Origin of the sequence: Opitutus sp. GAS368, assembly GCF_900104925.1 — a bacterium.
In the GTDB taxonomy this organism is placed as follows: Bacteria; Verrucomicrobiota; Verrucomicrobiia; order Opitutales; family Opitutaceae; genus Lacunisphaera.
The window spans coordinates 3,803,926-3,823,792 of sequence record NZ_LT629735.1 but is presented as its reverse complement, the minus strand read 5'-3'; the positions used below and the strand labels follow the sequence as shown (position 1 = coordinate 3,823,792).

At 64.9% G+C, this 19,867-nt stretch carries 20 protein-coding genes and 1 tRNA gene; 12 read left to right on the top strand and 9 right to left on the bottom strand.

Going from position 1 to position 19,867, the window contains the following annotated elements; genetic code table 11:
* Positions 1-16 precede the first annotated feature (16 nt).
* From BLU29_RS16220 to BLU29_RS16205, 4 genes are read left to right on the top strand one after another with little or no spacing between them, the layout of a single operon-like run.
* Positions 17-463, top strand: a complete 447-nt coding sequence (locus BLU29_RS16220; RefSeq protein WP_091060117.1) for a 3-hydroxyacyl-ACP dehydratase FabZ family protein — start codon at positions 17-19, stop codon at positions 461-463.
* Positions 460-1,299 (top strand): SDR family oxidoreductase, encoded by an 840-nt coding sequence (locus BLU29_RS16215; protein ID WP_091060115.1) that lies wholly within the window; start codon positions 460-462, stop codon positions 1,297-1,299. Before BLU29_RS16220 ends, BLU29_RS16215 begins: the two co-directional genes overlap by 4 nt.
* A 52-nt stretch (positions 1,300-1,351) precedes the next feature.
* Positions 1,352-2,386, top strand: a complete 1,035-nt coding sequence (locus BLU29_RS16210) for a 3-oxoacyl-ACP synthase III (RefSeq protein WP_091060112.1) — start codon at positions 1,352-1,354, stop codon at positions 2,384-2,386.
* Between the two features lies 1 nt (position 2,387).
* Complete coding sequence (locus BLU29_RS16205; protein WP_091060111.1) at positions 2,388-3,260, top strand: alpha/beta fold hydrolase; 873 nt, start codon at positions 2,388-2,390, stop codon at positions 3,258-3,260.
* Positions 3,261-3,348: 88 nt separating this feature from the next.
* On the opposite strand, the gene lepB is transcribed toward BLU29_RS16205, so the two are convergent.
* From lepB to BLU29_RS16185, 4 genes are all read right to left on the bottom strand, one after another.
* A complete protein-coding gene (lepB, locus tag BLU29_RS16200) occupies positions 3,349-4,710 on the bottom strand; it encodes a signal peptidase I (protein WP_091060108.1) in 1,362 nt (453 codons plus the stop codon).
* Positions 4,711-4,725: 15 nt separating this feature from the next.
* Complete coding sequence (lepA, locus tag BLU29_RS16195) at positions 4,726-6,525, bottom strand: translation elongation factor 4 (protein ID WP_091060105.1); 1,800 nt, start codon at positions 6,523-6,525, stop codon at positions 4,726-4,728.
* A 1-nt stretch (position 6,526) separates the two neighbouring features.
* Positions 6,527-7,432, bottom strand: a complete 906-nt coding sequence (fabD, locus tag BLU29_RS16190; RefSeq protein WP_091060103.1) for an ACP S-malonyltransferase — start codon at positions 7,430-7,432, stop codon at positions 6,527-6,529.
* A gap of 105 nt (positions 7,433-7,537) precedes the next feature.
* Positions 7,538-8,635, bottom strand: a complete 1,098-nt coding sequence (locus BLU29_RS16185; RefSeq protein WP_091060100.1) for a PilT/PilU family type 4a pilus ATPase — start codon at positions 8,633-8,635, stop codon at positions 7,538-7,540.
* 78 nt (positions 8,636-8,713) lie between these two features.
* On the opposite strand from BLU29_RS16185, the gene dapA reads away from it, so the two are divergent.
* Genes dapA through ruvA form a run of 3 tightly spaced genes read left to right on the top strand, consistent with a single transcriptional unit; the run spans position 8,714 to position 10,942 of the window.
* A complete protein-coding gene (gene dapA / locus BLU29_RS16180; protein WP_091060097.1) occupies positions 8,714-9,607 on the top strand; it encodes a 4-hydroxy-tetrahydrodipicolinate synthase in 894 nt (297 codons plus the stop codon).
* Between the two features lie 4 nt (positions 9,608-9,611).
* Positions 9,612-10,343: a 4-hydroxy-tetrahydrodipicolinate reductase gene (gene dapB, locus BLU29_RS16175; RefSeq protein WP_091060094.1), complete on the top strand. Its 732-nt coding sequence runs from the start codon at positions 9,612-9,614 to the stop codon at positions 10,341-10,343.
* On the top strand, positions 10,340-10,942 hold the full coding sequence (ruvA, locus tag BLU29_RS16170) for a Holliday junction branch migration protein RuvA (protein WP_091060092.1): 603 nt from the start codon (positions 10,340-10,342) through the stop codon (positions 10,940-10,942). Before dapB ends, ruvA begins: the two co-directional genes overlap by 4 nt.
* Before the next feature lie 66 nt (positions 10,943-11,008).
* Here ruvA and BLU29_RS16165 read toward each other — a convergent pair whose 3' ends face one another.
* Both BLU29_RS16165 and BLU29_RS16160 read right to left on the bottom strand, forming a co-directional pair.
* Positions 11,009-11,710: a hypothetical protein gene (locus BLU29_RS16165; RefSeq protein ID WP_091060090.1), complete on the bottom strand. Its 702-nt coding sequence runs from the start codon at positions 11,708-11,710 to the stop codon at positions 11,009-11,011.
* On the bottom strand, positions 11,707-12,312 hold the full coding sequence (locus tag BLU29_RS16160; RefSeq protein ID WP_091060087.1) for a sigma-70 family RNA polymerase sigma factor: 606 nt from the start codon (positions 12,310-12,312) through the stop codon (positions 11,707-11,709). The genes BLU29_RS16165 and BLU29_RS16160 overlap by 4 nt, the downstream gene beginning before the upstream one ends.
* A 192-nt stretch (positions 12,313-12,504) precedes the next feature.
* Between BLU29_RS16160 and BLU29_RS16155 the strand changes: the two genes are divergently transcribed.
* The 3 genes from BLU29_RS16155 (at position 12,505) to BLU29_RS16145 (ending at position 14,085) form a co-directional block, all read left to right on the top strand.
* Positions 12,505-12,579 (top strand) — tRNA-Lys (locus BLU29_RS16155).
* A 221-nt stretch (positions 12,580-12,800) separates the two neighbouring features.
* Positions 12,801-13,469, top strand: a complete 669-nt coding sequence (locus tag BLU29_RS16150; protein WP_231962255.1) for a response regulator transcription factor — start codon at positions 12,801-12,803, stop codon at positions 13,467-13,469.
* Positions 13,470-13,539: 70 nt separating this feature from the next.
* Positions 13,540-14,085, top strand: coding sequence for an OmpA family protein (locus tag BLU29_RS16145; RefSeq protein WP_091060083.1), 546 nt, complete (start codon positions 13,540-13,542; stop codon positions 14,083-14,085).
* 172 nt (positions 14,086-14,257) lie between these two features.
* On the opposite strand, the gene BLU29_RS16140 is transcribed toward BLU29_RS16145, so the two are convergent.
* Positions 14,258-15,628, bottom strand: coding sequence for a M20/M25/M40 family metallo-hydrolase (locus BLU29_RS16140; protein ID WP_091060080.1), 1,371 nt, complete (start codon positions 15,626-15,628; stop codon positions 14,258-14,260).
* Positions 15,629-15,761: 133 nt separating this feature from the next.
* Positions 15,762-16,547 carry a M48 family metallopeptidase gene (locus BLU29_RS16135; protein ID WP_091060077.1) on the bottom strand — a complete coding sequence of 262 codons (786 nt, stop codon included), beginning with the start codon at positions 16,545-16,547 and terminating at the stop codon, positions 15,762-15,764.
* Between the two features lie 103 nt (positions 16,548-16,650).
* Between BLU29_RS16135 and BLU29_RS16130 the strand changes: the two genes are divergently transcribed.
* Both BLU29_RS16130 and BLU29_RS16125 read left to right on the top strand, forming a co-directional pair.
* The gene (locus BLU29_RS16130) at positions 16,651-17,349 is read left to right on the top strand and encodes a site-2 protease family protein (protein ID WP_091060075.1); all 699 of its coding nucleotides are present in this window, start codon (positions 16,651-16,653) and stop codon (positions 17,347-17,349) included.
* Between the two features lie 3 nt (positions 17,350-17,352).
* Positions 17,353-18,300: a DUF2167 domain-containing protein gene (locus BLU29_RS16125; protein WP_091060072.1), complete on the top strand. Its 948-nt coding sequence runs from the start codon at positions 17,353-17,355 to the stop codon at positions 18,298-18,300.
* On the opposite strand, the gene purH is transcribed toward BLU29_RS16125, so the two are convergent.
* Positions 18,290-19,837, bottom strand: a complete 1,548-nt coding sequence (gene purH / locus BLU29_RS16120) for a bifunctional phosphoribosylaminoimidazolecarboxamide formyltransferase/IMP cyclohydrolase (protein ID WP_091060070.1) — start codon at positions 19,835-19,837, stop codon at positions 18,290-18,292. The two genes, BLU29_RS16125 and purH, sit on opposite strands and share 11 nt — an antisense overlap.
* Between the last annotated feature and the right edge of the window lie 30 nt (positions 19,838-19,867).

Genomic DNA, 19,867 nt, shown 5'->3' with positions numbered 1-19,867 from the left:
TCCTGCTGAATCTTCCATGACCGAAGTCGAAAAACTCATCCCGCACCGCCCGCCGTTCCTGTTCGTGGACGAAATCGTCTCGCACGACGGCGAGGTGCTGGTGGCCAAACGCACCTGGCGGGCCGACGAGTATTTCTACCAAGGACACTATCCCGGCGCGCCCATCACGCCCGGCGTGCTGCTGTGCGAGGCGGTGTTCCAGACCGGTGCACTGCTCATGGCCAAGCTCCTGAACGCCCCGGGCGGGCAGGGCGGGGTGCCACTCCTCACCAAGGTGAGCGACGTCCGCTTCCGCCTGCCGGTCTATCCCGGCGACACCGTCACCATCGAGGTGCGGCGCAAGGAGACGATGGGCGATTTCCATTTCATGGCCGGCAGCATGAAGAATGGCGACAAACGCGTGATGAACGTCGATTTCTCCGTCGCGTGGAAGAAACCCGACGGCCAGGTTACCACTGCATGAGCGACTTCCTCCAGGTTTCGGGCAAGACCTTCCTCGTGATGGGCGTCGCCAACAAGAAGAGCGTAGCCTGGTTCATCGCCAAGTCGCTGGAGGAGCAGGGCGCCCGCGTCGTCTGCAGCGTCCGCTCCGAGGCCCGGAAGAAATCGCTCGAGACGCTGCTGGCCGGCAAGCCCATCTTTATCTGCGACGTCGAGCAAGAGGGCGCCTGCGAGAAGCTGGCGGCCGAGGTCGCCGCGGCGGGCTTCGCACCGCTGCAAGGCGTCGTGCACTCGATCGCCTTCGCCAACTACAGCGAGGGCTTCAAGCCATTTCACGGCACGAAGCGGAAGGATTTCCTGCAGGCCACGGCCATCTCGGCCTTCTCGCTGGTCGAGCTCGCCAACGCCCTGAAGCCGCACCTGGCGCGCAACGCGTCGGTCGTGACCATCGGCATCTCGTCGCTCCAGGTTACGCCGGACAACTACGGCTACATGGGGCCGATCAAGGCCGCGCTGGAGTCGAGCAGCCGCTTCCTGGCCAAGTCGTTCAGCGCCGACAGCGACGTGCGCTTCAACGTGATCGGGGCGGGACCGCTCAAGACCAGCGCGTCGGCCGGCATCCCGGGCTACCTCGAGAGCTACCTTTACGCCGAGAAGCTGACCTTCCGGAAGCGCAATCTCGACACTCAGGAGGTGGCCAACGCCACGCTGTTCCTGCTCAGCGAGCGGAGCAGCGGCCTGAACGGCACGACGCTGGTCGTCGACGCCGGGCTGGGTTCCAATTTCTTCGACAAGGACATCATCCGGCTGGCGATGAGACCGGAAACGCCAAAGGCCAAAGCCCAAACGCCAAAATGAAGTCCGTCGGAAGCAGTTTGGCGTTTGGTCATTGGCCTTTGGAATTTTGCGAATGAAATTCGCCCATGTTTGCATTGAGTCCCTGGCCACGGTGCTGCCGGAGGAGACCTGGACCTCGGCCTCGATCGAGGAACGCCTGCGGCCGCTGTATGAGCGCCTGAAACTGCCGGCCGGGCGCCTCGAGCTCATGACGGGCATCCGGGAGCGCCGCCAGTGGCCGGCGGGCACGAAGCCGTCCGACGCCAGCGCCAAGGCCGGCAAAGCGGTCCTGCAGCGCTCGGGTCTGAAGGCGGAGCAGGTGGAAGTGTTCATCCATTGTGCCGTGTCGCGCGACATGCTCGAGCCGGCGACGGCGTCGTTCGCGCACCACAAGATCGGGTTGGGCGCCTCCTGCCAGATTTTCGACCTGTTGAACGCCTGTCTCGGTTTTCTCAACGGCCTCGTGACGCTCGGGGCGATGATCGACTCCGGCCAGATCAAGTGCGGCATGGTCGTGGCGGGCGAGAACGGCCGGCCGCTGGTGGAACAGACCGTGCAGCACCTGCTGACGGCGCCGCTGAACCGGAACGAGATCAAGCCGTTCTTCGCCAACCTGACCATCGGATCGGGGGCCGTGGCCGCGATCGTGTGCCACGAGGACCTGCTGCCGGCCGGCCCCAAGCACCGGTTGCTGGCCGGGGCGTATCTGTCGGCCACCCAGCACAGCGAGCTCTGTCAGGGCGATACGTCCGGCCAGGGTCTGCAGATGGAGACGGATTCCGAGCAACTGCTGGTCGCCGGTGTCGAGGTCGCCCGCGAGACCTGGCAGAAATTCGAGCAGGAGACGGGCTGGAATCGCGCGACGCCGGACCATTTCATCTGCCACCAGGTGGGCAGCACGCACCGCCGGAAGCTCTACGAAACCGTAGGGCTGGACCTGGCGAAGGACTTCTCGACCTTTGAAACCCTCGGCAACACCGGGTCGGCCGCGCTGCCGACCGCCTTGGCGTTGGCGGTGGACCGGGGCGTGGTCAAACCGGGCCACAAGGCCGCGCTGCTGGGCATCGGCAGCGGCATCAACAGCCTGATGCTGGCCGTGGAGTGGTGAGATGAGCAGCCCACTGCCAGACTGGCTGCGCACCCTGTATCCGTTCGAACCGAAGCGGTTTGATACCGGTCGCGGGATGATGAACTACCTGGACGAGGGGTCGGGCGACGAGGCCGTTGTGATGGTCCATGGCAACCCGACCTGGTCGTTTTATTACCGGAACCTGGTGCTGGGGCTGCGCGGGAAGATCCGCTGCATCGTGCCGGACCATCTGGGCTGCGGGCTGTCGGACAAACCGCCGGGCTTCGATTATACGCTGGCCGAGCACATCAAGAACCTGCGAGAGCTGCTCGACAGCCTGAACCTGCGGAAAATCCATCTCATCGTGCACGATTGGGGCGGGCCGATCGGGCTGGGCACGGCGCTGGCCAGGCCGGAGCAGCTCGATCGGGTGGTCATCCTCAATACGGCCGCTTTTGCCGATACGGTGGTGCCGTGGCGCATCCAGTTGTGCCGGGCGCCGGTGATCGGCGAGTGGCTGGTGCGCGGTTTTAACGGCTTTGCTTGGCCGGCGACCTGGATGTCCGTGACACAGCCGCTGGCCCCGGACGTGAAGCGCGGCTTCCTTTATCCCTACGACAACTGGGCCAACCGGATCGCCACGCACCGGTTCGTAGTGGATATCCCGTCGGGCAAGGGCAGCGCCAGCGACCGGGCCTTGGCCGGGGTGGAATCAAAGCTGGGCCTGCTGCGCGACCACCCGGTCCGGATTCTGTGGGGTGGCCAGGACTTTTGCTTCAACCGGCACTACTACAACCGGTGGCGGGTACTGCTGCCGGGGGCGAATGCCGACTATCTAGAGGAAGCGGGGCACTATGTGCTCGAGGATGCGGGGCAGGAATGCCTGCGGGAGATTGATGCGTTTCTAACGTGACTTAAGTGACTGCATTCCAGCGTAGATATATTATAGACATAATATATATTGTGCGGATAATAAACCTAAGAACTTAAGTTCGCCCGCCTCAACGAGCCGGGCCCCAGCGGCTGGTCAGCGGGAAATAGATGAACAACGGCCGCCCCACGACTTCCTTGTCCGGGACGAAGCCCCAGAAGCGACTGTCGAGGCTGTTGGGCGAATTATCCCCCAGCGCAAAATAGGAATGCGCCGGCACGGTAACCTTGCCGCCGAGCGGCAACATCCCGTCGCTGGCCTGCACGCCGTCGCCCAGCACCGGACCTGCGGTGTTATTTCTGTAGCCGGGATACAAGCCCTCCCGGCGCGCGTTCTTGCCAAATGCGTCGGAGCCCTCGATCGGCTTGCCGTTGCGATACAGCACCGGCTCCTTGATTTCGATCGTATCACCAGGTGTGCCCACCAGCCGCTTCACGTAATACTGGCTCACGCCACCTGTGGCAGTCTGTATGACTGGGCTCTTGATGTTGCCCGTCCGGAACACAAACCCCGAGCCAACTCCCGGCGCGATGAAATTATAGGTGAACCGGTCCACAAACAGCAAATCGCCGGTCAGGACGTCGAATGACATGATCGGATCGCCCTTGCGGACCATCTTGCCCGTAGGGACCCAGTAAACACGCGTCTCGCCACTGCGCGCGCCGAGGGTCACCTGCATGGTCGAGGACTCAAGCTGCCGCGCGCCGCGCGCGGCTTCGAACGCGCGATAGATTCCGGTGCGATCACCGCCAAAAAACGTCCTGCCCATCACATCCTCGAAGCCGAAGTCCGTTGATTGGGCCCAATCCGCCGGCGCGGTCACGCGCACCGGTTGCCCACCGACCGCGAGCGTATATTCGCGCATCAAGGCGGGAAACACCCACATCGTGCGCCCCGGTTTCTCGGTATACGCGGCTATGCCGTTGCCGAAGACCGGGATCATGACTTCCCCGTCCGCCGGCGCCGTCAGCGTGTAATTGCTCGCCCCCAGCGTCGCGAGCCGCGCCGCCTTGCCCAGCACCCCGGGCTGTTCGCCGGGTTTGAAGACCTCGGAGGTCATGCCGTAGTAGCTCGGCCACATCGAATTCGTCGGGATCTTGAACGGCTGGATGAAATACGCCCGCAGGCCGAGGATGACGATGGCCGCGACCAGGAAAAACTCGACGTTCTCCACCAGCGACGACTGGGGGTAGATCTTGCCGCCCGTGTCCCGCAACACCCCTTCCAGAGCCTCGACCGCCAGCTTGAGCTTGCTGACGTCGGCCTTCTCCTTGAGCCGCAGCTTCACCGCCGTGGTCGCGCCCACCAGCCGCTGGTTCTGGACGTCGGTCAGCTGGTCGCGACGGAAGCTGTAGACCCGGTCCGCCACCTCCAGCCAGTTGGCGGCATTCTGCCGCATTTTCTTTTCCTGGGAGTAAAGGAAGCTGAACACGGGGAATGGTCGGGGTTAGCTGTTGGTTTTCAAAACCTGGATGAAGGCATCTGGTGGGATCGAAACCTTGCCGATAAGTTTCATCTTCTTTTTGCCCTCCTTCTGCTTGTCGAGCAACTTCCGTTTGCGGGAGATGTCGCCGCCATAGCACTTCGAGGTGACATCCTTGCGCATCTCGCGGACGTTGTCACGGGCGATGATCTTGCCGCCGATGGCCGCCTGGACGGCGATCTTGAACATCTGCGGGGGGATGATGTCGGCCAGCTTCTCGCAGAGCGCCCTGCCCTGCCCCTCGGCCTTGCTGCGGTGCACGATGCTGGCGAAGGCGTCCACGGGATCCTGGTTCACGAGGATGTCCATCCGCACGAGGTCCGAGGCGCGGTATTCGCCGAGTTCGTAGTCCATGGAGCCGTAACCGCGGGTGATGCTCTTCAGCCGGTCGTTGAAATCGACGAGGATCTCGTTCAGCGGCAGCGTGCAGGTCATCATGACCCGCGCCCCGTCCAGCGTGTCCGTCTGGTCGACGCTGCCCCGCTTCTCCATGATGAGGTTCATCATGTCGCCCAGGAACTCGTTCGGGATGTGGATGGCGGCCTTGATGGTGGGCTCGGAGATTTCATCGATGGTGCCCGGGTCCGGCAGGTTGATCGGGTTGTCCACCTCGATGACGTCGCCGTTGTGCTTCTTCACCTTGTAGACCACGCTCGGGTAGGTGGAGATGATCTCGACGTCGTATTCGCGGCGGATGCGCTCCTGGACGACCTCCATGTGCAGCAGACCGAGGAAACCGCAGCGGAAGCCGAAGCCGAGGGCGACGGAACTCTCCGAGGAATAAATCAGGGCGGAGTCGTTCAACCGCAGCTTGGCCAGCGCCACCTTCAGCTTCTCGTAATCGTCGGACTCGAGCGGATACAGGCCGCAATACACCATCGGCCGCACTTCCTTGTAGCCCGGCAGCATGTCCGCGGCCGGCTTGTTCGCGTGGGTGATGGTGTCGCCGATCTTGATGTCGTCGGTGCTCTTGATGCTGCTGATGATGTAGCCGACGTCGCCCGGACCGAGCTTGTCGATCTTCTCCATGCCGGGCCGGAACACACCCACTTCCTTCACCTCGGAGCGCTGGCCCGTGCTCATCAGCATCATCATCTCGCCGGCCTTGATGGTGCCGGAGAAGATGCGGCCGTAGGAAATGACGCCGCGGTAGGCGTCATATTTCGAGTCGAACACCAGGGCGCGCAGCGTCGGGTAATCCGTCCAGCGCGGCGGCGGGATGCGCGCCACCACGGCCTCGAGGATGTCCTGGATGCCGATGCCGGACTTGCCGCTGGCGAGGATGGCCTCCTCGGCGGGAATCGTGAGGATGTCCTCGAGCTGGCGCATGCAGAGCTCGAGGTTGGCGCTGGGCAGGTCGATCTTGTTGATGACCGGGATGATCTTGAGGCCCTGCTGCTCGGCCAGGTGGGCGTTGGCCACGGTCTGGGCCTCGACGCCCTGTGCCGCATCGATGAGCAGCAACGCGCCCTCGCACGCCGCGAGCGAGCGCGAGACCTCGTAGGCGAAGTCCACGTGGCCGGGCGTGTCCGTCAGGTGCAGCTTGTAGGTCTTCCCGTCCTTGGCCGGGTAATTCATGACCACCGGGTGCATCTTGATCGTGATGCCGCGTTCCTTCTCGAGATCCATCGAGTCGAGATGCTGGTCCGTCATGTTCCGCTTCGTGATCGTGCTCGTGTATTCGAGCAGGCGGTCGGACAGCGTCGTCTTCCCGTGGTCGACGTGCGCGATGATGCAGAAATTGCGTGTGAGCTTGGCGGGCATCTCAGGCGGCGGTGTCGGCGAACTCGGCGAATGACTTCACGACCCACGCCTTCTCGGTGCGCCGCGCCAGGCCGGCGAGCACGCCGCCCGGACCGCACTCCCAGAACTCCGTCGCGCCGGCCGCCGCGCAGGCCCGCATGCAGTCCTCCCACAGCACCGAGGACACGACCTGCCTGACCAGCGCCTCGCGGACCTGCGCGGGCTCGCTGACGGCCTGGCCGGTGGTATTGCTGAAGACCGTGAATTGGGGGCGATGGAAGTTCACGCCGGCCAGGAAGGCGGCAAACGCGGCGCGCGCCGGCTCCATCAGGCGGCTGTGGTAGGCGCCGGCGACGTTGAGGGCCATGACGCGCTTCAGACCCTTGTCCTTGGCCGCGGCGACCAGCGCGTCCACCCTGGCCTTCTCGCCCGAGACGATGATCTGGCCGGGAGCGTTGAAATTGGCGGCCTCGATGCCGAACTCGGCGCACAGCTCCGCGACCCGCGGGCGTTCCTCGCCGATGATGGCGGCCATGCCGCCGACGGACTTCTCGCACGCCAGCTGCATGAGCCGGCCGCGCTCGGCGACGACCTTGAGGCCGGTCGCAAAATCAAAAACCCCCGCAGCCGTCAGCGCCGTGACCTCGCCCAGGCTCAGGCCCATGGCGAATTTCACGGCCGGCAGCTTGCCCGCCTCCCGCAGTGCGGCCACCACGGCCAGCCCGTGCACGAAAAGCGCCGGCTGGCAGACCTTGGTCTGGGTCAGGTCCGCCTCCGGACCCTCGAAGCTGATCTTCCTCAAGTCCCAGCCCAACACCGTGTTGGCCTCGTCGTAGAGGGCCTTGGCCGCGGCGGAACCTTCATACAGAGACTTCCCCATGCCCACTTTTTGGGCACCTTGACCGGCGAAAATCAGAGCGAGTGACATAGATGAAAGGAGCGGTTAAACCGGCCCGCCGTCCAAAAACCAAGCCCTAAAATTTCCCGCGCCCCGGCCGCCCGGTTTCCGGGCGGCCCACGCAGCAAACTGGCGTCAGGTTTTGAAGAAGATACCCTTCAGATTCATCTCCAACGCCGGGGCGTTCGGGGAGAAGCGCAAGCCGTCGGCCTTGCTGATCTTGCCCTCCTTGATGAGCCGGTAGAGATCCTTGTTGAAGGATTTCGAACCTTGCTCGCTGGAAGACTCCAGGAGCTGCTGGATCTTGTCGTTATGGCCGTCGAGGATCAGGTTGCTCACCGTGGCGTCGGCCATGAGTATCTCGTGCGCGGCGAAGCGGCCGCCGCCCTCGAGCGCCGGGATGAGTTTCTGGCAGATAAAACCCCGGAGCGTGCCGGCGATCTGCCGGCGGGCCTGCTCGATCTGCTCCGGCGGGAAAAATTCGAACAGGCGGGTCAGCGATTGTTTCACGGTGGCGGCGTGCATGGTCGAGATGACCAAGTGGCCGGTCTCGGCCGCGGAAATGGCGGTCTCGAAGGTCTCCCGGTCGCGCATTTCGCCGATCAGGATGATGTCGGGGTTCTGGCGCAGCACCGACTTGATCGCCAGCTCGAAGCTCGGCACGTCGAGGCCGATTTCGCGCTGCTGGAACAGGGACTTCTCATCGCTGAAAGTGTATTCGATCGGGTCCTCGATGGTCACGATATGCTTGTCCATGTTCTGGTTGATCCAGTTGAGCATGGCGGCCATCGTCGAACTCTTGCCGGAGCCCGTGGCGCCGCAGACCAGCAGGATGCCGTCCTTGGCCTGCGCCATCTTGATGAACGTGTCCGGCTCGATTTTCAGGTCCTCGAAGGTGGGCGGACGGCTCTTGATGTGGCGGAGCACGATGCTCACCAGACCTCGCTGGTGGAAGGCATTGACGCGGAAACGCCCCACTTCGTCCGCCGCGTAGGCAAAGTCCACCTGCGCATCCTTCTCCCACTTGGGCTTGAAAACCCGCGGCACGTGCTCGTCGACCCAGGCCTGGGCGGTATCGCAGGTGATGGCGTCCATCTCGACCGCCCTGAGCTTGCCACCCATGCGCAGGTAACCCGGCTTTTCGGACTTGATCACGATGTCGCTGGCGCCGCTTTCCACGGCCAGTTTAAGCAGATCGTTGATAATTTCGGTATGAAGTGTCGTCGTGCTCATGGAATTTTATGCGTGAACCGGCTTTAAAGCTGTGCTTTCGATACAGCGTCTCTTTGCATCGTTCAAGGTAACTTTCCTATGAATCGTCTCCGCACCTTCACCGGCACCTACACCGCCCTCGTCACGCCCTTCCGGCGCGGCACCGTCGCCTATGACGAGTTGAAGAAACTGGTGGAGTTCCAGGTCAAGGCCGGCATCAGCGGCCTCGTGCCGGTCGGCACCACGGGCGAGTCACCCACGGTCACCCACGAGGAACACCTGGACATCATCCGGGCCACGATCGAGGCCGCCCGGGGCCGGGTGCCGGTCATCGCCGGCACGGGTTCCAATTCCACGCACGAGGCCATCGACCTGACCAGGGCGGCCGACGCCGCCGGCGCTGATGGCATGCTCCTCGTGGCGCCCTACTACAACCGCCCCACCCAGGAGGGCCTGTTCCAGCATTTCGCGCAGATTGCCGAGGCGACCGACAAGCCCATCATCCTCTACTCGATCCCGGGCCGCTGCGGCATCGAGATCAGCGTGCCGGTCATCGAGCGCCTCCGCGCCAGGTATCCCCACGTCGCCCACATCAAGGAGGCCGGCGGCAGCGTCGACCGCGTCGACCAGATCATCTCCGCGCTTGGCGACTCGGTCACCGTGCTCAGCGGCGACGACAGTCTCACCCTGCCCTTCATGGCGGTCGGCGCCCAAGGCGTGGTCAGCGTGGCGAGCAACCTTTACCCGAAGGAAGTCGGCAAGCTCGTCTCGCTCGCCCTGGCCCACGACTACCCGAAGGCCCGCGCGCTGCACCGCCGGCTCTACCCGGTGTTCAAGACGCTTTTCATCGAGTCGAATCCCTCGCCGGTGAAAACGGCGATGGTCGCGGCCGGCATCATCGGTTCCGAAGAGGTGCGGTCGCCGCTCTGCCCGATGGGCGCCGTCAACCGCAAGACCCTGCTCGCCTCGCTCGCTGCCTTCCGCCAGGGCTGACGCCATGCCGCTCCAGATCCTCCTCAATGGCGCCAAAGGCCGCATGGGCCGGACCATCGCCGGCCTCGCCGGTGAAATGGACGCTGCCATCCGCGCCACCACCGATGCCGGCGACGACCCGGCCGCGCACCTCGCCGGCTGCGACGTGATCATCGATTTCAGTTCTCACTCCGCGACCGGCCGGTTGCTCGAGCTCGCGGTGGCGAAGAAGAAGCCCATCGTCATCGGCACCACCGGCCATGGCGCCGCCGAGAAGAAAAAACTGCTCGCCCTGGCGGCCAAGGTGCCGTGCGTCTGGGCCGGCAATTTCTCCGTCGGCGTGAACCTCCTTTTCGCCCTCACCCGGCGCGCCGCCGCGGTGCTGGGCGCCGATTACGACGCCGAGGTCGTCGAGATGCACCATCGCTTCAAGAAGGACGCCCCGAGCGGCACCGCCGCCCGCCTCCTCGAGATCATCCTCGAGGAGCGCAAGCTGACCGCCGACGCATTGCGGCACGGCCGTTCCGGCATCACGGGTGAACGCCCGCCGACCGAGGTCGGCGTGCATGCGCTGCGCGGCGGCGACGTCGTGGGGGAACACACGGTTTTATTCGCCGCGCTCGGCGAACGCGTGGAGCTGATTCACAAGGCCAGCGACCGGGCCATCTTCGCCCGCGGCGCCGTGCGCGCCGCGCATTGGGTCGTGAAGCAGAAGCCCGGGGTCTACGACATGCAGGACGTGCTCGGCCTCAAATGATCACCAGCGTCTCTGGCACCCTCGTTGCGGCCACCCCGTTGACGGCGGTCGTGGAGGCCGGCGGCCTCGGTTACGAGCTCCACATCCCGGTCACCACGGCCGAGCGCCTGCCCGTGCCCGGCAAGCCGGTCAAGCTCCACACCCTGGCGGTCTACCGGGAGGATTCGGCGACCCTCTACGGCTTCTCTACCGAGGAGGAGCGCGACTTCTTCCGCCTGCTCGTCGAGAAGGTCACCGGCGTCGGCCCGAAGATGGCCCTCAGTGTCCTGAGCAAGCTCTCCCTCCCCACCCTCAAGGGCGCCATTGCCGCCGGCGACGTCGGCCTGCTGGCCAAATGCCCGGGCATCGGCAAGAAGACCGCCGAGCGGCTGGTCATCGAGCTGCGCGACAAGCTGAACCCCGCCGAGCTGGGTCACGTGGCACCGGCCAGGGGGGAAGGCACGCCGCCCGCGGCCGAGAACAAGATCCGCGATGCGGTGCTCGCTCTCACGGCGCTGGGCTACAAGGCCCCGGATGCGGACAAGGCCGTCCGGCAGGCCTGGGTTGCCCTGGGCGCCGCGGCCTCAACCGAGGCGCTGATCAAAAAAGCCCTGGGCTGAGCGGCAAGGTGGTGAGTCCCTGCACCGGCAGAAAGGCGCGGAACGGAGTCCGCGCCCTACCCATCCTCAGTGGCGGAACTCGAAGGCGGTGAACTCCGCCGGCTGCGCCGGCACCTGCTTGCTGCGGAAGGTCCGCGGGTTGTTCGCCGGGGAAAACGGGCGGGCCTCAAACACCCCGTCATCAAACAACGACGGCAGCCGACTGTTCTGGATCTCGCCGTTGGCGAAGGACCGTTGCTCTTCGCGGCGCAGCGCCGCGAGCATGGCCGCATAATCGGGTTCGACGTTCAGATTGCTGCGCAGGCTGGTGATGCCCGGCGCTGCGGGAGTGGCGGTGGGCACGGTCGGCGTCGCGACGACGGGCACCGCCGGGGCCACGGCCGCCACCTGGACGGCCGGCACCGACCCGGCCTTGACCGGCGTATCTGTGGCGGGCCGGGAGTTGGAATTGAAGCGGATCAGAACCACGGTGAGGCACGCCGCGGCCGTCAGGCCGCCGGCATAATGGATCCAGTTCGACCGCGAACGGGGTTTGAAATCGGTGAGGACCGCCCGGCCGGCCGGCAAACCGGGCTGCGGGCTGGCGGCGCTGGTGCGGAAGCTGTCATAGACCTGCTTGGTGGCGCTGTGCAGCTGGCAATACTGCCGGTAGACCGCGCGGCGGCGCGGGCTGGTCTGGATTTCCGCCTCAAGCTCGGCGGTTTCCGCAACGGTGATCTGCCGGTCGATATACAGGTTCACCAATTCAATGAAGCGTTGGTCTTTCATGGCTGAAATTCGTGGCCCAGTCTCTCGCGCAGGCTCTCGCGGGCGCGGGCGATGCGGCTTTTGACGGTGCCGACGCTGATGCCGAGGATCTCGGCGATCTCCTCGTAGGCGAGATTCTGGACATTGCGCAGGATCAGGATCTCCCGGTGTTTCTCGTTCAGCTCCTCCATGCACTCGGCGACGCGGTTGACGAACTCCTGCGTGACGGTCGCGTCCTCGGGTGTCTCCTGCTCGGCGGGGATGAGTTCGGCGAGCGTGGTGTCGTTTTCGCCGCTGACCGGGGCCTCGAAGGAGATGGATTTGTCGCGCTTGCGGCGCCACCAATACCAATACCGGTTGCGGGCCAGGTTGGTGGCGATCTGGTAGAGCCAGGTCGAAAAGGCCGAGTCGCCGCGGAAATTCACCAGCCCGCGGTGGGCGCGGATGAAGGCGTCCTGCGTGACTTCCTCGGCGTCCTGCTGGTTGCGCAGGAGCTGGTTGGTCATCGCATAGATGCGGTCCCAATATCGGGTGACCAGTTGGTCAAAGGCGGTGGCGTCGCCGCCTTTGAAGCGGTCGACCAGCAGGCGGTCCAAGGCTACTTCCTGGGCTTTGGCAGTCATAGGATCAGGCTCGTTCTGATCCGGAAATTTGAGGATTGTTCCCACGAAAGTCGCTAGTTGGTGGGCAGATTGCACCATCCCCGACCCGGCGGTCAATGCTCGCTTGGCCGGGACCGCCCGGGGCCCGCCGGTGCAATTAATCCTTGCCTTGCCGCCCAAGCGAAAAACTATCTGCGCCCTTGGGTTCTAGCTGGGGCGATAGCTCAATGGTAGAGCAGTTGCCTTTTAAGCAATTGGTTCTGGGTTCGAATCCCAGTCGCCCCACCAGCCTACGCCAAGCGAAGCGAGGGCGGAGGCTGTCCTCCGAAGCCTGGGCGAAGGAGGACATTTCACTTCCGCTCGCCCCCGAGTGGCTACGGCTGGCAGGCCAGCCCGGCATTCGTGGCTTTTTTACCCATGGCCCTCTTTTTACTAATCGGGGTTGAGTTTTGCCGCGGATGGCCAAAAGTCGCGCCACTCCTGTCCCGCCGCCCTTCCCTCCGTCACCTGTGCCCACACTCATTTCAGCCAAACGCATCGTCATCATCGAGGACCAGACCGCCATCCGCGAGATGCTGGCGGAAATCCTCCGCATCGACCCGGCCTATAAGATTGTCGGCGAAAGCGGCGACGGCCAGCAGGCCTGCCAGCTCTGCCTCGATCTGAAGCCCGACCTGCTCGTGCTCGACGCCCGCCTGCCGGGCCTCAGCGGCGTGGACATCCTCCGCCGCATCAGCAAGCAGCTCAAAAACACCCGCGTGCTGGTATTTTCCGCCTACGAGAGCCCCGCCCTCGTCCGCGAGATGCTCGAGGCCGGCGCCCACGGTTTTGTCGAGAAGACCGCCGGCCTGGGCGAGTTCAAGAAGGGCCTCGAGACCATTGCCAACGGCGGCACCTATTTCGGCCCCGGCGTGGCCGCCCTGCTTCGCACCGTCGTCGCCAACAACAGCCCGGCCTCCGGCGTCGACACCCTCACCGACCGCGAGCGCGAGATCCTCAAGCTCGTCGCCGAGAGCAACAGCACCAAGGAAATCGCCCAGAAGCTCGGCATCAGCGTCAAGACCGTGGACAACCACCGCACGAACCTCATGCGGAAGCTCAACCTCCACGACGTCGCCAGCCTCACCCGTTACGCCCTGGAGATCGGCCTCATCGACCACCGCGCCCAGACGTGGTGAGCTTGAAGATTCGTTCTTGCCCGCCCTCGGGGATTAACCAATAACGAGGCCACTCTTTCCCTGCACTTACATGAAGAACTTCGCCAAACTCCTCGGCCTCACGCTGGCCCTCTCCGCCCTCGTCCTTTCCGGCTGCAAAAAGAAGCCGGTCCGTGACGCCTCGACGCTCCCCGCGACGGGCGGCCCAAGCAACACGATCGACCCGAACGCGGTCGCCTTTGCTCCGGACCAGACTCCCATTCCTCAGCGCAACGAAGGCACCCCGGACAGCGAGAACAAGAGCGTTGTTGACTCCGTCTTCTTCGGCCTCGATCGCGCCGCCGTCGCTCCCGCCGAGCGCCCGAAGCTGGCTGCCGCCATCAAGTGGCTGAAAGACAATCCCGAGAAAAACATGGTGCTCGTCGGCCATTGCGACTGGCGCGGCACCGCCGAATACAACCTCGGCCTGGGTGACCGCCGCGCGAATTCCGTGAAGCGTTTCCTCGAGTCCATGGGCGCCGACGCCAAGCGCCTCGAGACCCTCTCGAAGGGCTCGACCGACGCCAAGCAGGGCGGCGGTGAATCCGAGTGGCAGAAGGACCGTCGCGTCGACTTCATCGAGCTCAAGAAGCAGTAAGCGTCGGGCGAGATCAAATTTCAAAGGCCGCGGAGCAATCCGCGGCCTTTTTATTTGGAGGGCCCGCGTCCCTGCGGGCCGGCTTCGTCTGTAGGGTCGCCGCTGGCGGCGACCTCACCCGCGGCATTCAAATCAAAGGTCGTCGCAAGCGACGACCCTACATCCGGAAAAACTACCCCTTCGCCAGCTCGGCCAGCACGCGCTCGGAGGTATCGATGCCCTTCTTCATCACGCCGAGGTGGAAGCTCTCGTTCGGCGCGTGCAGGTTGTCCTCCGGCAGGAAGAGCCCCATCATCACGGCGTCGAGCCCGAGCACTTCCTTCAGGTCGGCGAGCAGGCCGACGCTGCCGCCCTCGCGGAGATAGATCGGCGGCTTGCCAAAGACCTCGGTCGCCGCCTTGTCCACCGCGCGGAAGCATTTCGCCAGCGCCGGCGACTGGTTCTTCGGCGTGTTCGACCGGTCGGGCGGGATGACCACGTAGGGTGTGGCATTGTGCTGCGGCGTGATGGCCATCGTCACGCCCTTCGGGCAGCGCGCCTTGATGGCGTTGAAGACCGCTTCCTTCATGTTGTCCGGCGTCTGGTTCGGCACGAGGCGGCAGGTGATCTTCACCTTGGCCTTGCTCGGGATGACCGTCTTGGTCCCCTCGCCCTGGTAGCCGCCGCTGAAGCCGTTGAACTCGAGCGTCGGCAGGAAGCGGATGGCCTCGAACGGCGTGTAGCCGGGCGGCGTGTGGAATTCCTTGATGCCGAGAAAGGCCGCGTAGTCCTTCTCCTGGAGGCCCGCCTTGGCGAGCTGCTCGCGCTCCCAGGGCTCGGGCTGGACCACGGCGTCGTAGAAGCCCGGGAGGTTGACCCGCCCGTCCGGCGTGTGCAGCGAGGCGCAGAGCTCGGCCAGCGCCTGCAGCGGATTCATCAGCACGCCGCCGTGCATGCCGGAGTGCAGGTCCGAGTTCGGCCCGGTCAGCTCGATCTCGAAGGCCAGCATGCCGCGCAGGCCGACGGTGATGATCATCTGGTCGGGCGAAAGAATACCGTTGTCCGACATATAGATGAAGTCGCCGCGGAGCTTCTCCTTGTTCTCCTTGAGGAAGGTTTTGAAATTCTTGCTCCCGATTTCCTCCTCGCCCTCGACCATGAAGGTCAGGCGCAGCGGCAGGTGGGGGTTCTTCTCCAGCAGGCGCGCGACGGCCGTGATGTGCACCAGCAGCGGGCCCTTGTTGTCGGCCGTGCCGCGGCCGTAGATGCGCTCACCCCGGATGGTCGGCTCGAACGGCGGCGTGACCCACTTGTCGAGCGGGTCGGGCGGCTGCACGTCGTAGTGGCCGTAGATGATGACATGCGGCCAGGCCGGGTTGTCGCCGCGCTTGGCGAGCAGCACCGGATGCAGCGCGGTGGGCACCAGCTCCACCTTGAAGCCGATTTCCGTCAGCAGCCTGGTCAGGAACTGCTGGGCGCCCGCCATGCCCGCCTTGAACTGCGGGTCGGCCGAGACGCTGCCTTGGCGGACGTATTCCTTGAGCTTTTCAACAGGGTCAAACATGCCGCAGGTTGCACCAACTCTCCCCGCGGCGCTAGCCAATTAAAGGTGGAAGGATGAATTACGAATTAAGAAGTATGCTCGATCAGACAATCCAAAGCCGGGGTCTAATTTCCTAATTCTTCATTCTTACTTCTTAATTCCCATACTTCAGTTTCGCCGCCTCGTAGAGCGGCAGCACCTGCGGCATCCAGCCCTGGAGGTCGGCGACCCGCCGCTCATGCGTGGGATGCGTCGAAAGGAAGGCCGGCACCGCGCCGGACGAACCCTGCTTTTCCATTTTCTGCCAGAAACTGACCGCCGCGCGCGGGTCATAGCCGGCCTTGGCGGCGTAGCGGATGCCGATGAAGTCGGCCTCGCTCTCGTTGTCGCGGGAAAACTTCAGCATCGCGCCGCCGGCACCCACGCCGTAGGCGACCAGCAGCAGGTCGTGGTTCCGATTCTCTTTCAGGCCGACATCCAGCGCCACGCCGAGGAGGGCCGCCGCCACGCCCTTGCTCATGCGTTCGGCGCCGTGGCGGGCGGTCACGTGCCCGATTTCATGCCCCATGACGATGGCGATCTCATCGTCGGAATCGGTCAGCGCCAGCAGACCGGAATAGACGCCCACCTTGCCGCCCGGCAGGGCGAAGGCGTTGACGGTCTTCGGTGCGTCAAACACCACAAACTCCCACTTGGCGCCCGGCAGGGCGTCGCCCACGGCAGCCGCGATCCGCCGGCCGATCCGGGCGACGCGCTCGTTGGCCGCCGGGTCGTCCGAAATCTTTTCCCTGGCCTTGAGGTCGGTGAAAGCCGCCGTGCCCTGGGCCACGTCGTCGACAAAGGGCATGATAAAGGAGCTGCGGCCGGTTTCGGGCACCGTGTAACAACCCGCCAGCAAGAGGACTCCCGTCAGCAGACCCAGGCCCAAGCGCGACTTCATGCGCCGACCCTAGCCCATCCGCCGCCGGCTCCAAGGCAAAGTTCGCCTGCGCGTCCCGGTTTTTGCTTCCCACGCCGCCAAAGCCACCCGTAGCCTCTGCGCGATGACACCCAACTTGGCGGATGGCCTCCTCTGGTATGGCGTCTTTCTTTTCTCCACGATCTGTCACGAAGCGGCCCATGCCTGGAGCGCACTGAAGCTGGGCGATGACACCGCCGCGCGGGGCGGTCAGGTCTCCCTCAATCCGGTGCCCCACATCCGGCGCGAACCCTTCGGCATGGTGGTGGTGCCCATTCTTTCCTGGCTGGCCGGCGGCTGGCTCTTCGGCTGGGCGAGCGCCCCGTATGATCCCCAGTGGGCGCGGCAATATCCCCGCCGCGCCGCGCTCATGGCCCTGGCCGGGCCCGCCACCAACCTGCTCCTGGCCGCCAGCGCCGCGCTGCTGATCCGCGTCGGCTACGAATGGGATTTCTTCCGGGCGCCCTCCTCGCTTTCCGCCGCCCACCTGGCCGTGGCCGCACACGATGGTCCCGGCGGGATCCTGGCGCCGCTGCTGAGCGTCCTGCTTTCGCTCAACCTGCTGCTGGCCCTTTTCAACCTCGTGCCCCTGCCGCCGCTCGACGGCAGCAGCGCCCCGCTGCTCCTGCTGCCGCCCGCGGCCGCGGAGAAATATTCCGCCGTGATGCGCAGCCCGTGGCTCCGGTATGCCGGCATTTTGCTCGCCTCGCGGATCGTTTCGCCCATCCTGCCAAGGTTGCTGCTGGGGGCCGCCAGCGTGATCTATCCGTCGATCCATTATTGACCCATGAGAAACCTGCGTCTCGTCCCCGCCCTGCTCGGCCTTTTCGCCGCCAACGCCCTTTTCGCCGCGGACGCCCCGCCGCCCGACCCGGCCGCCGCCGCGGAAAAGGCCGGGAAACTCGCCGCCACGCTCAAGTATGAAAAGGGCGTGATCACCCTGCGCGACGGCCTCGCCCGGATCAGCCTGCCCGAGAATTACCGCTACCTCAACCCGGCTGACACCGAGACCCTGCTGACCAAGCTGTGGGGCAATCCCGGCGGCGGCGCCACGCTCGGCATGATCGTGCCGGCGGGCTTCGACCCGCTGGGCGGCGCCGACTGGGCCGTGGTCCTGAGTTTCAGCGACGACGGTTATGTGAAGGACGATGACGCGGCCAAGATCGACTACGCGGACCTCCTGAAGAAGATGAAGGAGGACACCACGGGCGCCAACAAGGAGCGCACCGAGGCCGGTTACCCGCCCATCGAGCTGATCGGCTGGGCGGCGCCGCCGCGCTACGACGCCTCGACCCACAAGCTGTATTGGGCCAAGGAAATCAAGTTTGGCGACGAGAAAGAGCACACGCTGAACTACAACATCCGCATGCTGGGGCGCCGCGGCGTGCTCGTGCTCAACGTCGTGGCGGTGATGCCGCAGCTGAAGGTGGTCGAGGCGGCCACCCCCGCCCTGCTCGCCATGGTGGACTTCCAGGAAGGCCACCGTTACGCCGACTTCAACACCAGCACCGACAAGGTCGCCACCTACGGCCTGGCCGCGCTGGTGGCTGGAGGCCTCGCGGCCAAGGCCGGGTTCTTCAAGTTGCTCTGGGTGGGCATCCTCGCGTTCAAGAAGGTCATTCTTCTCGCGCTGGTCGCGGCCGCCAGTTCCCTGAAGAAACTCTGGAACTGGATGCGCGGACGCAAAGCGGAGGAAGCCGCCGCGCCCACCCCGCCGCCCCCGGCTAGTGCTTGAAGTGCCGGACGCCGGTGAAGACCATCGCCAGACCGCGCTCGTCGGCGGCCTTGATGACCTCTTCGTCGCGCACCGAGCCACCGGGTTGAATCGCTGAGGTGGCCCCGGCTTCGGCGGCGGCGATCAGGCCGTCGGCGAACGGGAACAGCGCCTCGCTGGCCACGACGGAGCCCTTCAGGTCCAGCTTGGCCTCCCCCGCCTTCCACACCGCGATGCGCGAGCTGTCCACCCGCGCCATCTGGCCGGCGCCGATGCCCAGCGTCTGCTCGCCCCGGCAATAGACGATGGCGTTCGACTTCACGTGCTTGCCGACCTTCCAGCCGAACAGCATGGCGGCCATCTCCTCCGCCGTCGGCTGGCGCTTCGTCACCACTTTCCAGCCGGCGGGTTTTTCCATGGAGCGGTCGCGATCCTGCACCAACACGCCGCCGACCACGGAGCGCACCTCCTGCAGCGCGTCGGCGCCGAGGCCCTCCTTGGCGATCATGAGCCGCAGGTTCTTCTTCTTGCCGAAAATCTGCCGCGCCTCGTCGCTGAACCGCGGGGCGATGATCACCTCGGTGAAGATCTCGCTGATGATCTTCGCCAGCGCGCCATCGAGCGTGTTGTTGACGATGATGATGCCGCCGAAGGGCGCCTGCCGGTCCGTGGCATAGGCCTTCTCCCACGCCTCGAGCAGCGTATCGGCGCTGCCGACGCCACAGGGATTGGTGTGCTTGAGGATCGCGACCGTCGGGCGCTCGAACTCGCCGATCAGGTAGGTCGCCGCCGTGATATCGAGAATGTTGTTATAGCTGAGTTCCTTGCCCTGCAGCTGCGAGAAATGTTCGTGGAAGGTGCCGTAGAGCGCGGCCTTCTGGTGCGGGTTCTCTCCGTAACGCAGGCTCTGGGCCTTCTTGAGCGACAGGCTGAAGTTCGCCGGAAAGCCGCTGAGCGCCTCGAGATCGGGCTCGGCCTGCTGGCCCTCGAGATATTTCGCGATGGCCGTGTCGTAGGCGCCGGTGCGCTGGAAGACCTTCAGCGCAAGTTTGCGGCGGAGCTCGCTGAGTTTCGCCGGCTCCGCCAAGGCCGCTAGCACCGGATCGTAGTCCGCCGGGTCGCACACGACGGTGACGCTCTCATGGTTCTTGGCCGCGCTGCGCAGCATGGACGGTCCCCCGATGTCGATGTTCTCGATCGCCTCCTCGAACTCGACGTGCGGCTTGGCCACCGTCTGCTCGAAGGGATAGAGGTTCACCACCACGAGGTCGATCAGGTCGATGCCGTGCTGCTTCGCCGCGGCCAGATGGTCGGCCTTGTCGCGCCGGCAAAGCAAACCGCCATGGATCTTCGGATGCAGCGTCTTCACGCGGCCCTCCATCATTTCGGGGAAACCCGTATGCGCGCTGACCTCGGTCACGGGCAGCTTGGCCTCGGCCAGGAGCTTGGCGGTGCCGCCGGTGGACAGCAACCGGTAGCCGTGCTGCTTGACGAGGGCCGTGGCGAATTCCACCAAGCCGCGTTTGTCACTGACCGAAAGCAGGGCGAGCTTTTCCATAGAATCAGGCCTTTGTGCGCCCCGGGCTTT

Bases quoted from the DNA above. Each gene is read 5' to 3' on its own strand.
- BLU29_RS16220 (WP_091060117.1), top strand. From the start codon at position 17: ATGACCGAAGTCGAAAAACTCATCCCGCACCGCCCGCCGTTCCTGTTC.
- BLU29_RS16215 (WP_091060115.1), top strand. From the start codon at position 460: ATGAGCGACTTCCTCCAGGTTTCGGGCAAGACCTTCCTCGTGATGGGC.
- BLU29_RS16210 (WP_091060112.1), top strand. From the start codon at position 1,352: ATGAAATTCGCCCATGTTTGCATTGAGTCCCTGGCCACGGTGCTGCCG.
- BLU29_RS16205 (WP_091060111.1), top strand. From the start codon at position 2,388: ATGAGCAGCCCACTGCCAGACTGGCTGCGCACCCTGTATCCGTTCGAA.
- lepA (WP_091060105.1), bottom strand. From the start codon at position 6,525: ATGCCCGCCAAGCTCACACGCAATTTCTGCATCATCGCGCACGTCGAC.
- fabD (WP_091060103.1), bottom strand. From the start codon at position 7,432: ATGTCACTCGCTCTGATTTTCGCCGGTCAAGGTGCCCAAAAAGTGGGC.
- BLU29_RS16185 (WP_091060100.1), bottom strand. From the start codon at position 8,635: ATGAGCACGACGACACTTCATACCGAAATTATCAACGATCTGCTTAAA.
- dapA (WP_091060097.1), top strand. From the start codon at position 8,714: ATGAATCGTCTCCGCACCTTCACCGGCACCTACACCGCCCTCGTCACG.
- dapB (WP_091060094.1), top strand. From the start codon at position 9,612: ATGCCGCTCCAGATCCTCCTCAATGGCGCCAAAGGCCGCATGGGCCGG.
- ruvA (WP_091060092.1), top strand. From the start codon at position 10,340: ATGATCACCAGCGTCTCTGGCACCCTCGTTGCGGCCACCCCGTTGACG.
- BLU29_RS16165 (WP_091060090.1), bottom strand. From the start codon at position 11,710: ATGAAAGACCAACGCTTCATTGAATTGGTGAACCTGTATATCGACCGG.
- BLU29_RS16160 (WP_091060087.1), bottom strand. From the start codon at position 12,312: ATGACTGCCAAAGCCCAGGAAGTAGCCTTGGACCGCCTGCTGGTCGAC.
- BLU29_RS16145 (WP_091060083.1), top strand. From the start codon at position 13,540: ATGAAGAACTTCGCCAAACTCCTCGGCCTCACGCTGGCCCTCTCCGCC.
- BLU29_RS16140 (WP_091060080.1), bottom strand. From the start codon at position 15,628: ATGTTTGACCCTGTTGAAAAGCTCAAGGAATACGTCCGCCAAGGCAGC.
- BLU29_RS16135 (WP_091060077.1), bottom strand. From the start codon at position 16,547: ATGAAGTCGCGCTTGGGCCTGGGTCTGCTGACGGGAGTCCTCTTGCTG.
- BLU29_RS16130 (WP_091060075.1), top strand. From the start codon at position 16,651: ATGACACCCAACTTGGCGGATGGCCTCCTCTGGTATGGCGTCTTTCTT.
- BLU29_RS16125 (WP_091060072.1), top strand. From the start codon at position 17,353: ATGAGAAACCTGCGTCTCGTCCCCGCCCTGCTCGGCCTTTTCGCCGCC.
- purH (WP_091060070.1), bottom strand. From the start codon at position 19,837: ATGGAAAAGCTCGCCCTGCTTTCGGTCAGTGACAAACGCGGCTTGGTG.